16 protein-coding genes are annotated in these 12,853 nt (G+C 61.4%); 7 read left to right on the forward strand and 9 right to left on the reverse strand.

Annotation, left to right across the window (positions count from 1 at the left end; all coding sequences use genetic code 11):
• The first annotated feature begins 98 nt into the window (after window positions 1-98).
• From ASD58_RS18430 to ASD58_RS18445, 4 genes are all read left to right on the forward strand, one after another.
• Window positions 99-605: a gluconokinase gene (locus tag ASD58_RS18430; protein ID WP_229210021.1), complete on the forward strand. Its 507-nt coding sequence runs from the start codon at window positions 99-101 to the stop codon at window positions 603-605.
• 31 nt (window positions 606-636) lie between these two features.
• Window positions 637-1,950 carry an MFS transporter gene (locus ASD58_RS18435; protein ID WP_057262684.1) on the forward strand — a complete coding sequence of 438 codons (1,314 nt, stop codon included), beginning with the start codon at window positions 637-639 and terminating at the stop codon, window positions 1,948-1,950.
• A gap of 33 nt (window positions 1,951-1,983) precedes the next feature.
• On the forward strand, window positions 1,984-3,051 hold the full coding sequence (locus ASD58_RS18440; RefSeq protein WP_057262685.1) for a porin: 1,068 nt from the start codon (window positions 1,984-1,986) through the stop codon (window positions 3,049-3,051).
• Between the two features lie 94 nt (window positions 3,052-3,145).
• Complete coding sequence (locus ASD58_RS18445; protein ID WP_057262686.1) at window positions 3,146-3,670, forward strand: DUF4124 domain-containing protein; 525 nt, start codon at window positions 3,146-3,148, stop codon at window positions 3,668-3,670.
• Between the two features lie 10 nt (window positions 3,671-3,680).
• Here the strand turns inward: ASD58_RS18445 and ASD58_RS18450 are convergent, their stop codons facing one another.
• Both ASD58_RS18450 and ASD58_RS18455 read right to left on the reverse strand, forming a co-directional pair.
• Window positions 3,681-3,962, reverse strand: coding sequence for an RnfH family protein (locus ASD58_RS18450; protein WP_057262687.1), 282 nt, complete (start codon window positions 3,960-3,962; stop codon window positions 3,681-3,683).
• Window positions 3,955-4,386 (reverse strand): type II toxin-antitoxin system RatA family toxin, encoded by a 432-nt coding sequence (locus ASD58_RS18455; RefSeq protein ID WP_057262688.1) that lies wholly within the window; start codon window positions 4,384-4,386, stop codon window positions 3,955-3,957. The genes ASD58_RS18450 and ASD58_RS18455 overlap by 8 nt, the downstream gene beginning before the upstream one ends.
• A 67-nt stretch (window positions 4,387-4,453) precedes the next feature.
• Here ASD58_RS18455 and smpB point away from each other — a divergent pair, with 67 nt between their 5' ends.
• The 3 genes from smpB to ASD58_RS18470 all read left to right on the forward strand — a co-directional run bounded on the left by smpB (window position 4,454) and on the right by ASD58_RS18470 (window position 6,225).
• Entirely contained in the window at window positions 4,454-4,903 is a 450-nt protein-coding gene (gene smpB / locus ASD58_RS18460; RefSeq protein WP_057262689.1) for an SsrA-binding protein SmpB, read from the forward strand.
• A 75-nt stretch (window positions 4,904-4,978) separates the two neighbouring features.
• On the forward strand, window positions 4,979-5,683 hold the full coding sequence (locus ASD58_RS18465; protein WP_057262690.1) for a hypothetical protein: 705 nt from the start codon (window positions 4,979-4,981) through the stop codon (window positions 5,681-5,683).
• On the forward strand, window positions 5,683-6,225 hold the full coding sequence (locus ASD58_RS18470; protein WP_057262691.1) for a FlgO family outer membrane protein: 543 nt from the start codon (window positions 5,683-5,685) through the stop codon (window positions 6,223-6,225). Before ASD58_RS18465 ends, ASD58_RS18470 begins: the two co-directional genes overlap by 1 nt.
• On the opposite strand, the gene ASD58_RS18475 is transcribed toward ASD58_RS18470, so the two are convergent.
• From ASD58_RS18475 to ppsA, 7 genes are all read right to left on the reverse strand, one after another.
• Window positions 6,206-7,051, reverse strand: a complete 846-nt coding sequence (locus tag ASD58_RS18475) for an NAD-dependent protein deacetylase (protein WP_057262692.1) — start codon at window positions 7,049-7,051, stop codon at window positions 6,206-6,208. The two genes, ASD58_RS18470 and ASD58_RS18475, sit on opposite strands and share 20 nt — an antisense overlap.
• Window positions 7,029-7,277 carry a DUF1272 domain-containing protein gene (locus ASD58_RS18480; RefSeq protein WP_057262693.1) on the reverse strand — a complete coding sequence of 83 codons (249 nt, stop codon included), beginning with the start codon at window positions 7,275-7,277 and terminating at the stop codon, window positions 7,029-7,031. The genes ASD58_RS18475 and ASD58_RS18480 overlap by 23 nt, the downstream gene beginning before the upstream one ends.
• A gap of 12 nt (window positions 7,278-7,289) precedes the next feature.
• A complete protein-coding gene (locus ASD58_RS18485) occupies window positions 7,290-8,363 on the reverse strand; it encodes a hypothetical protein (protein ID WP_057262694.1) in 1,074 nt (357 codons plus the stop codon).
• Window positions 8,360-8,782, reverse strand: a complete 423-nt coding sequence (locus tag ASD58_RS18490; RefSeq protein WP_057263026.1) for a DUF4259 domain-containing protein — start codon at window positions 8,780-8,782, stop codon at window positions 8,360-8,362. The genes ASD58_RS18485 and ASD58_RS18490 overlap by 4 nt, the downstream gene beginning before the upstream one ends.
• A gap of 104 nt (window positions 8,783-8,886) precedes the next feature.
• A complete protein-coding gene (locus tag ASD58_RS18495) occupies window positions 8,887-9,807 on the reverse strand; it encodes an SPFH domain-containing protein (RefSeq protein ID WP_057262695.1) in 921 nt (306 codons plus the stop codon).
• Between the two features lie 13 nt (window positions 9,808-9,820).
• On the reverse strand, window positions 9,821-10,240 hold the full coding sequence (locus ASD58_RS18500; protein WP_057262696.1) for an NfeD family protein: 420 nt from the start codon (window positions 10,238-10,240) through the stop codon (window positions 9,821-9,823).
• Between the two features lie 70 nt (window positions 10,241-10,310).
• The gene (gene ppsA, locus ASD58_RS18505) at window positions 10,311-12,737 is read right to left on the reverse strand and encodes a phosphoenolpyruvate synthase (RefSeq protein WP_057262697.1); all 2,427 of its coding nucleotides are present in this window, start codon (window positions 12,735-12,737) and stop codon (window positions 10,311-10,313) included.
• Window positions 12,738-12,853: the final 116 nt, after the last annotated feature.

The following is a 12,853-nucleotide window of genomic DNA, read 5'->3' on the forward strand; positions in this document are numbered from 1 at the left end:
CAACACTTGCTGCGCCGCACAATCCAAACTTCTTTACAAATTCTTGCACTAGTCTAAACTTGCGATCACTGATAGCGCTATCAGTTATTAGGAGATATATGGAAAACAAGATGAAAATGCGCTGGGTCGTCATGGGCGTCAGCGGGGCGGGAAAAAGCGAGATCGGCGCGCGCCTGGCGGCCGAACTGGGCGTGCCCTTCCTCGAGGGCGACAGCTTTCACCCAGCAGAGAACGTCACCAAGATGTCGGCCGGCATTCCGTTGAATGACGGCGACCGCGCCGGTTGGCTGCAAGCACTGCGCGACGAAATCAGCGCCGCGCGCGAACGCGGCGAAGGACTGGTGCTGTCCTGCTCCTCGCTCAAGCGCCGCTACCGCAACTTGCTGCGCAGCGGCGACCCGGAATTGCGCTTCGCCCACCTGCACGGCGAGCGTGAGGTCCTCGAACAGCGCATGCGCACGCGTCCGGGCCATTACATGCCGGCCTCGCTGCTGGATAGCCAGCTGCGCGACCTGGAACCGCTGCAAGCCGACGAAGCCGGCGTGCGTCTCGACCTGACCCAGTCGCCACAACAACTGGTCAACACGATCCTGCAAACCCTGTAACAGCAAGCCTAAAATCAAAACTGGAGACAGCATGAAATCAGTCATCACCACCAAGGTCGCAAAACGCCGCTGGGGCATAGGCGCCCTGCTCGGCATCGGCGTCCTGATCAACTATATCGACCGCATCGGCCTGTCGGTCGCGGCGCCGCAAATCCAGGAAGCGTTCAACCTGACCCCAGTCGACATGGGCCTGTTGTTCAGCGCCTTCGCCTGGTCCTACTCGCTGCTGCAAATCCCGGTCGGCATGGTACTGGACCGCTTTGGGCCAACCCGCGTTGGGCGCTGGGGCGCTTTCCTGTGGGGGCTGGCTTCCACCATTACGGCTTTCTCCAGCGGCTTTGCCGGCATCTTCGCGGCCCGCGTTTTGCTCGGCATCGCCGAGGCACCGGCATTCCCGGTCAGCTCCAAAGCCACCGGCTACTGGTTCCCGCGCAATGAACGCGGCATGGCCACCGCCATCTTCGATGCAGCCGCCAAGTTCTCCAATGTGATCGGCGTGCCGCTGGTTGCCGTCACCGTGGTGGCGTTTGGCTGGCGCTGGGGCTTTGGCCTGACAGCAGTGCTGAGCTTCAGCTACTTCTTCGCTTTCCTGCTGTTCTACCGCGATCCAAGCGCAGACTCCAAATTGAGCAAGGCCGAACTTGATTACATCCAGCGTGGCGGCGCCGCGCCGGAAGGCCCGGCCGAAGGCGGCGCCGTGAATATGCTGGGCTACCTGCTCACCAAATCCAAAGTCTGGGGCCTGACTATCGGCTTCGCTGCTTATGGCTATACCTTCTACCTGTTCCTCACCTGGCTGCCCGGGTACCTGGTACAGACCATGCACATGAGTATCATCAAGTCCGCTGGTTTTGCCGCCATCCCATGGGCCGTGGCTACCGTGACCGACCTGATCGTTGGCGGCTGGCTGATCGACCACCTGATCGCCAAGGGAAAGAACGAATCCGTGGTACGCAAGAGCGTACTGGTGATCGGCATGCTGTTTGGCCTGGCGGTTTTCGGCGCCACCCAGACTACCGATCCGGCATGGGCCATCTTCTGGATCTCGATCGCACTGGGCGGCCTGGCTTCCGCGGCACCGGTTGGCTGGTCGCTGCCATCGCTGATCGCACCCAAAGGCGGTGCCGGCACCGTGGGCGGCATTATGAACTTTGCCAATAACCTCATGGGCGCAGCCGCACCTATCGTCACCGGCATGATCGTCGGCGCCACCAACTCGTTTGCCAACGCCTTCATGGTGGCGGGCGTAATCCTGCTGGTTGGCATTGTGTCCTTTGTCTTCGTGCTCGGCAAAATCGAACCGCTGCCCGATCCTTCCCCGCGCGGCAGCACTGTCCCTGCCTAAGTACGCCCCACCTTATTTAACACCGGAGACAAAATGAACAAACGCATTACTGCGGTGGTGGCGCTCGCCCTTACCGCTTGCAGCAGCGCCGCACTGGCACAGAGCAATGTCGCCTTTTACGGCGTGATGGACCTTGGCATTTTGCAGGACCGGGGCGGCGTGGCCGGCACTTCCACCCGCGTCACCAGCGGCATGGCGACCCAGAGCCGCTGGGGCTTCAAAGGCAGCGAAGACCTGGGCGGCGGCATGTCGGCCTTCTTCGTGATTGAGGGCGGCATCCACGGCGACGTGGGCAACTCAACCCAGAACAACACCTTGTTCGGCCGCACCAGCATTGTCGGCTTGCGCAGCGCCAGGCTCGGCTCGGTCTCCATCGGCCTGCAGGATACGCCGCTGTTCACCACCCTCAACACGGTGGTCGACCCGCTGCGCAACGGCATCGCGCGCTCCAACAACCTGATGCCATCGACCGGTTTCCGCGCCAGTAACTCGGTGCTGTTCCGCACGGCTGACGTGAACGGCTTCAGTGCCGACTTCATGGTGGCGGCAGGAGAAGTGGCGGGAGACAGCAGCGCCAGCCGCTCCCTGGGTGGTTCGGTGGGCTACGCCAAAGGGCCGTTGAACATCCGGCTCGCCTATCACAATCGCAATAACGACACTGCCACGCTAAAGAACACCAATAGCGGCCGCAACTTCCTGCTTGGCGCAAACTACGACTTCGAAGTGGCCAAGCTCTGGTTCGGCCTTGGTGTCGACAAGGGCCTGAACAGCGCACCCTACAACAGCGCTGGCGCACCATTCGGCGGCATCGCGCCAACGCCGTCGACCGACAGCCGCGACCTGCTGCTTGGCGTATCGGTGCCGTTTGGACCGCACACAGTGGTGGCAAGCGTCATCCGCAAAGATGACCGTGGCGTGCTGAACCAGGATGCGCAGCAGTACGCGCTGGCCTATATGTATGCGCTCTCAAAGCGCACTGACGTCTATACCTCCTATGCTCGCATCCGCAACCACAATGGCGCAGGCTATACCGAGGGAAATAGCGAAGAACCAGGCCTGGGCGACCGCCAGCTCACGGTCGGCCTGCGCCATCGCTTCTAATGCGCAGTCAACTCGACGATTCTTTTGGGAAATAAATTTGACAACAGGGGGATTTCGGGGTGAAATGTACACTCTCACCCAAGGAAATCCCCCTATGAATCAACGTATTACCCGCCTGGCGCTGGCAACGGCGCTGATTGCCTGCACTTCCCTCGCTCAAGCGCAGTGGTTGTGGGTGAACGATAAAGGCGTGAAACAGCTTTCCGACCAGCCTCCGCCACCAGGAACGCCGGCTAACCGCATCCTGAAAGCGCCACGTGGCGCCGCCGCTGCCGAACTGCGCAAGGAAATGGCGGCAACGCCAGCCAACGGCGACGAATCACCAGCAGGCGAAGACAAAGCCGCACCCGCCAAGCCTTCGTTGGCAGAACGCAACGCGGACTACAAGAAACGCCAGCAAGAGAACTCTGAAAAGACGGCCAAGGCGGAGGCCGACGCCAAGCGCGAAGCCGAGAAGAAGAAGTACTGCGCGGAAGCCAAGAACAACATCGGCATGCTGGAAAGCGGCATGCGCGTTTCAGAAATGGGCCCGAACGGCGAGCGCAACTTCATGTCCGACGATACCCGCGCGCAGAAGATCAAGGAACAGCGCGAGTCCGTCAACAGCGTGTGCAACTAATCGAAGGCCTTCAAGCCTTCTTCGCCCGGCGCCGCCGGGCGTCTTTCGGGTCAGCGATCAGCGGCCGGTAGATTTCAATCCGGTCGCGCGCGCGCACCACGGTATCCAGCGTTTTCTTCTTCCCGTAAATTCCAACCGGCATCGTCACCAGGTTGATCTCGGGCGCCTCCTGCAGGATGCCGCTGATCTCGATGGCCTGGCCGATGGTGGTGCCCTCGTCTACTTCCAACGCATACAGCAAAGGCTGCGAAGCCGGCGCATAACACACCGTAATTTTGAGTCGTTCAGCCATACACGGTCTCGGCCCGTTTGCAGAAAGAATCGACCATGCTGTTGGCAATCATGCCGAACACGGAGCCGATCACCTGTTCCAGCAGCTTGCTGGAAAACTCGTAGTGCAGGTCAAGTTCGACCTTGCAGGCATCTTCGCGCAAGGCCTTGAAAGTCCAGGTACCATCGAGGGTCTTGAACGGGCCATCGACCAGCTTCATACGGATTTCACTGAACGGGGTATTCGAGTTGGACGTGGTGAAATGCTGCTTAACACCATGGAAATTGATCCCAACACTGGCCACAACATGGTTCTCACCCCGTTCGCGGACATCAACTCCGCCACACCAGGGCAAAAATTTGGGATAATCCTCGACCTTTGCCACTAAATCAAACATTTGCTCGGCGCTGTATCCCAGGAATACCGACTTGTGCACTACTGCCATTGAGTAACCGTTTGCTATGATGTTGTCCAAAGAACCCGTAGTTTAACCGACCCACGCATTTTTACCCATGTCCATTGCCGATAATCGCAAAGCCTTCCACGACTACTTCATTGAAGACAAGTATGAAGCCGGGATCGCGCTCGAAGGCTGGGAAGTCAAGGCGATCCGCGATGGGCGCGTTCAGATCAAGGAAGCTTACGTTACCATCCGCGATAACGAACTGTACCTGTTTGGCGCGCACATCAGCGCCCTGCCTACCGCTTCCACCCATATCCACCCGCAAGCCGTGCGCACGCGCAAGTTGCTGCTGCACCGCGCCGAGATCGACAAGTTGGTCGGCAAGGTCGAACGCGCCGGCTACACCCTGGTGCCGCTGAACCTGCACTTCAAAGGCGGCCGCATCAAATGCGAGATCGGCCTGGCCAAGGGCAAGAAGCAGCACGACAAGCGCGCCTCCGAGAAAGACCGCGACGCCAGCCGCGAAGTGGCGCAAGTCATGAAGCAACACCGGCGATAATCGAAAGGCCACAAACATTTCCAAGTAGCAACGTGGGTGCTACACTTGTGTATCATCAACTTGCCTGGAAATGAGATGGCCTGGAAAATCGCAATTGCGCTGTTAGCAGCTACGGCCCTCGGCGGCTGTCAGACCCCGTATTCGCCTGCGCCGCTCGCCACCAACTTCCCTACGACAAAGCAGGAAAAGCTCCAGGCCGCAGCGCATTGGACCGCAATCGCCGGCCATTTCGAACAGCAGGTAATGGCCGAGCTGAAGAAGTCCTCGCCACGCCCTCTTTATGTTGAGAGCCCGGCCAATCCCAGTGCATTTCAACAGGCTATCAACAACCAGCTCCTTTCCGCGCTGGTCAGGGACGGTTATGTAGTGTCGCGCACGCCAGCCGGCGCCCTGCAGATCAGTCTCGACATCCAGGCCATCACCTTCGCTCCCGACCGGAAAAAGAACGCGCCGGTAGGCTTGGCAACCGCCATTGCTACTGGCGTATGGGTGCTGGCCGAGCGAATTGGCGACCCGGTCGGCAAAGTCGGCCGATTTGCCGGCGCCGTCGGCATTGGCGCCGGCATCGATGCCTACCATTGGTACGACAGCGAATTCGCGTCTGGACCAACGCCTCGTACCGAGATTATCATTACAGCATCCGTCACCGATGAAAACCGCTACATTGCGCGCGCATCGAATACCTACTACGTGGCCGACGCCGATCGCAGCCTGTACGGCATCCATGACGGAGCCCAACCGCAGCTGAGCCAGACCTTCCAGGTAAAAGGAGATCGTTGATGCGTGCTGTCGCCGCCCTGCTTCTTCCGCTTTCACTGGCAGGCTGCGCCTGGTTCTCCGACAAGCCGCCGGAAAACGACTACGCCTCCACTTCGCAAAACCAGTTCGTCGGCGCCAACTACAAGGCGGCCGACGTCCTGCTGTCCCAGCTCAATGGCCGCCTGGCCGGCGACAAGCCCTTGATCATGGCAACCGTGGTCAACATCGACGCGCTCGACCAGAGTTCCACGTTGGGCCGCCTGGTATCCGAACAGGTGTCGACCCGCCTTGCCCAAGGCGGACTGCGCATGCTCGAGATGAAGCTGCGCACCTCCGTCTACATGAAGCGCCAGCAAGGCGAAATGATGCTGACGCGCGAAGTGGGTGAAGTAGCGCACAACCACAATGCCCAGGCAGTCGTGGTTGGCTCCTACGGCGAGACCAACGACGCGGTTTTCGTCAACATCAAGGTGGTGCAGCCGCAAACCAACCAGGTGATGGCAGCAACCGACTACGTATTGGCCAAGGACAGCGTGGTGCGTTCTATGTTGCTGGGACGCTGAGCAAGTCCACCAGCCGTGGCAGGACCTCCTGCGCAGGCAGTTCCAGTTTCAGTGCAAGCAGGTCATCGGCGCGGGTCTTTCCCGCGTTGATGGCTGCAATCGGCTTGCCGGCTGCGGCAGCCATGCGGCAGAAGCGGTAACCGGAAAACACCATCAGCGAAGAGCCGACCACCAGCAGCGCGTCGGCAGCCTCCATTTCGGCCAGCGCATGCGCAGTGCGCGCAGGCGGCACGTTATCGCCGAAGAAAACCACGTCCGGCATCAGCACACCGCCGCAGGCAGTGCAGGCTGGCGCATGGAAGTCCTGCAGCGCATCCGGTTCGACAGCCGCATCGCCATCTGGCAGCGGCTGCGCGAGGAGGTTCGCCAGGCCAGGATTGTCGCGCTCGAGCTGCGGCTGCAGGCTGGCGCGCGAGTAGCGGGCCTGGCACTCAAGGCAAATCACATGGTGCAGGTTGCCGTGCAATTCAATCAGGCGTTTGCTGCCGGCGCGCTGGTGCAGGCCATCCACGTTCTGCGTAATCACACTATGCACATGGCCGGCCGCCTCCAGTTCGGCGAGCGCGCGGTGGCCGGCATTCGGCTCGGCACGCGAAACCGTCGCCCAACCCACCATGCTGCGCGCCCAGTAACGACGCCTGGTCGCTTCGTTACGGCGAAATTCGGGACCCTGGATCGGCGTGCGGCCACGCCGCACGCCATCCTTGTCCCGGTAGCCGGGAATGCCGGAAGCAGTGCTGATCCCCGCACCGGTCAACACCAGCACACGGCTGTGGCGCGTCAGGAAGCGCGCCAGTCCGGCCTCAATCGGCTGCAGCGCATCCATTTGGCTTGAACACGCGTTCGGTCGACGCCGGGTACTTTTCCAGCTTCGCTGCAGCACGGGTTGGACGCGGGGCGAAATCGCCGCCGCAGTTCGGGCATCTGCCGTGCAGCTTAACGTTCACGCAGTCGGCGCAAAAGGTGCACTCGAATGAGCAGATCAAGGCGTCCTGTGCGCCGGGCGGCAAGTCCTTGTTACAGCATTCGCAGTTGGGTCGCATTTGCAGCATGTCAGGAGTCCTTTATTGATTTCGATAGCTGATTGCGTTCAGCAAAGCACTGGTCGTATCGATATCGGTCAACGCCTCATTCGTGGCGCGCGCAAAGCTGCGCTCGCGGATACGGGCCAGGCGCTCGAGCAATTCGTTCTTCGGCAGGCGCGATTGCACGATTGCCACGGGATCAATGCCCTCATAGCGGCCACCGTTTGTCTCCAGCGTGTCGAGCAGGCGGCGCACTTCAGCATCCGCCAAAGCGCCCTTCCCGGCCTCCGGCACTGGTTGCTGGGCGAGTTGCTGGCGCATCGGGGCAAAGAACTGCGCCGCCTCTTTCGACATGCCTTGCGGCTTGATCGCCAACAGCGCTTGGCGGCCTTGCGGGCCGCCGGCACGCACCAGGAAATTCACGGCGCGCGTGAAGACCTCCATGTCGGCACTTTGCAGCAGCGGTTCGACAGCGTGCACGCTGGCCGGCGAGCCAACCAGTTGCAGCGCATCCAGCACCGGTTTGACCAGCGCCGGATCGCGCAGCAACGTCGCAAGGTGGCGCTCACCTGCCGCGCCAAAGCGGCCATACAGCAAGGCGCGCACGCCCGTTTCATCGATCACCGAGCCCTGCTGCGGCAATGGAACGGTCACGGCCTTGCGCAGGAAGGCGCGGTCGATCAGCGGCAGCAGGCGCGCATCCTGGCCGGCCGCAGCGGAGTGCATCAAACGGAAAAGCTGGGGACCGTCGAGTGCCGCCTCAGGATTGATGGCCAGCGCGGCTTGCGCGGCGAGCGGCCTGTCGGCTTCGGCGCCATAAGCTACCAGGAAGCAGGCAGCGTCCAGCAGCAATTGCTGGCTGGGGCGTGCGGAACGCAGCTCGGCGGCCAGCTCGCGGCGCAGCAGCGGGATAGCGTCATCGCGGTAATCGCCAAAGAAGCGCCACGCTGCATCCAGCTCGCGGCGCTGGGCGCCTGCTGCAGCGGCGTTGGCGGCTGCAGGCATGGCGCGGATCTGGGCGATGCGGGCAGAGAGGGCCGCATCGGTCGCCGCATCGCCCGCATAGGCGGCGAATGCAGCGGATGCCAGGGCGGCGGCGAGAACGCGCTTCATGCCGACAACCTGCGCTGCAAGTCGGTGACCGTGGCGCGCCAGTCCTCGTAATGCTCGCTGTCTTCCCACAGTTCGCGCAACTCGGAAGCATCGGACAGTACCAGGGCCAGCACGCGCTGGGCCTTGTCCGCGATATCGGCGCGCGGCTTGCTTAGCTTTGCCTGCACCTCGGCCACCCACTCATCGACGCGCCCGGAATCATCGTCCTTCGCCCCGCCCTTGCCCTGCAGGCGCGACCAGGTTTCCACCGCAGCCAGCGCCTCGGCACCAAACGGCGCCTCCAAATACTCGGTGGTCTCCGCCTGCAACACGTTATTCAACGTGTCCTCGATAAAGTAAAGGTCCCTCGATTCCTGCAAATCCTCCGCCCAATCCTGCGCGAAGTCATTGCCATACGGTCCAACAGCCCAGGTTCCCACATGCGCCTCCTGTTCGATATAAGGCCGCATTGTACGCAATTACGGCCCAGCCCGTGTCACACCTTGGGGTCTGACCCCAAGGTGTGACACGGGCTCGGCCACAGTTATTTCTGGGTCTTGACGACTTGCAGGGCGGTGGCGATCAGGCTGCTCATTTCGCCGACGTTGGCGGGAACGATCAGGCTGTTGTTGGTCTTGGCCAGCTGGCCGAAGGCGCTGACGTATTGCTCCGCCACTTTCAGGTTCATTGCGGACTCGCCGCCGGGCTGCTGGATCGCCAGGCCGACTTGCTTCAGCGCGCCGGAAGTCGCTTCGGCAATCGCCAGGATTGCCGCTGCTTCGCCTTGCGCGCGGTTGATGGCGGCCTGCTTGTCGCCTTCGGAACGGGCAATCGCCGCTTCCCGTTCGCCAGTGGCGATATTGATCTGCTCCTGCTTGCGTCCTTCGGAGGCGGCAATCAGGGCGCGCTTGCCGCGTTCGGCCGTGATCTGGGCCTGCATCGCGTGCAGGATTTCCTGCGGCGGCGTCAGGTCCTTGATTTCGTAGCGCAGCACTTTCACGCCCCAGTTGGCGGCCGATTCGTCAATCGCATTCACCACCGTGGAGTTGATGTGGTCGCGCTCTTCGAATGTCTTGTCCAGCTCCATGCGGCCAATCACGGAACGCAGCGTGGTCTGCGCCAATTGCGTGATCGCGGCGATGTAGTTGGACGAGCCGTAAGAGGCGCGCATCGCGTCCGTCACCTGGAAGTACAGGATGCCGTCCACCTGCAACTGCGTATTGTCCTTGGTGATGCAAACCTGCGAAGGCACGTCCAGCGGGATTTCCTTCAGCACGTGCTTGTAGGCGATGCGGTCAATGAAGGGCACCACGATATTCAGGCCCGGGCCGAGCGTAGCATGGTATTTGCCAAGCCGTTCCACCACCCACGCGTGCTGCTGCGGCACCACGTTGATGGTCTTGAATACGAACACCAGCGCGACGATAAAGACGACCAGCGTGACTGTGCCAAAACTGATTTCCATTCACTTCTCCTTGTTATGCGCCGACGATCAGCCGGCTGCCGCGAATTTCGCGGATCCTGAATACGCCTGGTGCCGCCATCTCGCCGGGCGCCAGTTCTACGTCCCACATGGCGCCGCGGTACATCACGCGCGCGGCGCCGCCCTGCCAGGCCGGCACGTTGACGGTCTGGCCGATGTCCAGGTTGACGTCCGGGTTGGCCGACGCCGGTGGCTGCGCAGTCTTGCCAAAGCGGCTGCGGCGCAGCAGCACGGTCGCAATTGCCGCTACGATGGCCGCCACCAGCATCTGTCCCGGCATATCGACGCGCGCCAGCGAAGTCAGTGCGCCGGCACCCATGCCGATGGCGATCATCAGCAGGTAGAAGGTGCCGCTAAACAGTTCGAGGATGACCAGCACGCCTGCACTGATCGCCCACAACATCCAATCCGCCATCACAACCTCCAAAAGTAAAAAACCCCCGTCGCCGATAAGGCCACGGGGGTTCAAGCCGCTTATCGGCGGTTTATTGTTGCATTTCTGCCAGCTTCTGCCAAGTGTCGATGACCGAGTCCGGATTCAGGGACATGGTCTCGATACCTTGCTGCATCAGCCACACGGCCAGTTCCGGGTGGTCGGAAGGACCCTGGCCGCAGATGCCGATGTACTTGTTCAGTTTGATACAGGCCGAAATGGCCATGCCCAGCAGCGCCCGCACGGCAGGATCGCGTTCGTCGAAGTCGGCTGCCAGCAGCTCCATGCCGGAGTCGCGGTCCAGGCCCAGGGTCAGCTGGGTCAGGTCGTTGGAACCGATCGAGAAGCCGTCGAAGTGCTGCAGGAACTGCTCCGCCAGCACGGCGTTGGAAGGCACTTCGCACATCATGATCACGCGCAGGCCGTTCTCGCCGCGTTTCAGGCCGTTCTTGGCCAGCAGCCCGACCACTTTTTCGGCCTGGCCCAGGGTACGCACGAATGGCACCATGATTTCGACGTTGGTCAGGCCCATTTCTTCGCGCACGCGCTTCATCGCGACGCATTCCATTTCGAATGCGGCGGCGAAGTCTTCGGACAGGTAGCGCGCGGCGCCGCGGAAGCCCAGCATCGGGTTTTCTTCGTCCGGCTCGTAGCGCGAACCGCCGATCAGCTTCTTGTACTCGTTCGACTTGAAGTCGGACAGGCGCACAATCACTTTCTTCGGCCAGAAGGCCGCAGCGATGGTTGCGATGCCCTCGGCCAGCTTGTCGATGTAGAACTGCTTCGGCGAAGCGTGGCCGCGAGCGACCGATTCCACTGCCTTCTTCAGGTCGGCGTCGATGTTCGGGTATTCCAGGATCGCTTTCGGGTGCACACCAATATTGTTATTGATGATGAACTCGAGGCGGGCCAGGCCCACGCCGTTGTTCGGCACGGACTGGAAGTCGAAAGCCAGCTGCGGGTTACCCACGTTCAGCATGATCTTGGTCTTGATCGGTGGCAGTTCGCCGCGCGACACTTCGGAAATTTCGGTTTCCAGCAGGCCGTCGTAGATCTTGCCTTCGTCGCCTTCGGCGCAGGAAACGGTCACGAAAGTGCCGTCTTTCAGCACGTCGGTCGCGTCGCCGCAACCCACCACTGCCGGCACACCCAGTTCACGCGCGATGATCGCTGCGTGGCAGGTACGGCCGCCGCGGTTGGTGACAATGGCGGACGCGCGCTTCATCACCGGTTCCCAGTTCGGGTCGGTCATGTCGGCTACCAGCACGTCGCCCGGCTGCACGCGCTCCATTTCGCTTGGATCGCGGATGACGCGCACGGGGCCGGCGCCAATCTTCTGGCCGATTGCACGGCCGGAGGTCAGCACGGTGCCGCTCGACTTCAGCTTGAAGCGCTGCTGCGAGTCGGTGGCTTTCTGCTGCGATTTGACGGTTTCAGGACGGGCCTGCAGGATGTACAGCTTGCCGTCGCGGCCATCTTTACCCCACTCGATGTCCATCGGACGACCGTAGTGCTTTTCGATGATCATGGCGTACTTGGCCAGTTCAACGATTTCCGCGTCCACCAGCGAGTAGCGGTTGCGCATTTCGATCGGCACGTCGACGGTCTTCACGGAACGGCCAGCCTTGGCTTCGTTGGTGAATTCCATCTTGATCAGCTTGGAGCCGATATTGCGGCGGATCACGGCGGACTTGCCCTGCTCCAGCATTGGCTTGTGAACGTAGAATTCGTCCGGGTTCACGGCGCCCTGCACCACGGTTTCGCCCAGGCCATAGCTGGAGGTGATGAAGACCACATCCTTGAAGCCAGATTCGGTATCGATGGTAAACATCACGCCCGATGCGCCCGTGTCCGAACGCACCATGCGCTGCACGCCGGCCGACAGCGCCACTTCTGCGTGGGTGAAGCCCTTGTGCACGCGGTAGGAGATGGCGCGGTCGTTGTACAGGGATGCGAACACGTGCTTCATGGCTTCCAGCACGTTGTCGATGCCGACCACGTTCAGGAAGGACTCCTGCTGGCCTGCGAAGGATGCGTCAGGCAGGTCTTCCGCGGTGGCGGAGGAGCGCACTGCGAATGACACTTCGGTGCTGGAGTCTGCGACCAGTTTGTCGTAGAAGGTGCGGATTTCGGCTTCCAGGCGTGGCTGGAACGGGGTGTCGACGATCCATTGGCGGATTTCGGCGCCCGATGCTGCCAGGGCGCGGACGTCGTCGACATTCAGGTGTTCAAGGCGGTCAGCGATGCGCTGGGCCAGCGATGGGCCACCGTCAACGCTGTGCGACAGGAAGTCGCGGAAGGCCTGGGCGGTGGTAGCGAAGCCGCCAGGCACACGCACGCCGGCGCCAGCCAGCTGGGAGATCATCTCGCCCAGCGACGCGTTCTTGCCGCCGACGGATTCGACATCCGTCATGCGCAAATTCTCGAACGAGGCAACGTACACCCCGTCGGATTGCTCCTTCAATGCTGCGTTAGTCATAAAGACACCTTTTTGATGATAAAAATCTTTACGCAGGCATGCTTGGCATCGTTCTTGTCATTCTTGGCGCCGTGCAGCACAATCTTACCGTTGGCAAGCATTTTACAGCCTGCGCA

Source organism: Duganella sp. Root1480D1 (assembly GCF_001427305.1).
Classification (GTDB): domain Bacteria; phylum Pseudomonadota; class Gammaproteobacteria; order Burkholderiales; family Burkholderiaceae_D; genus Rugamonas.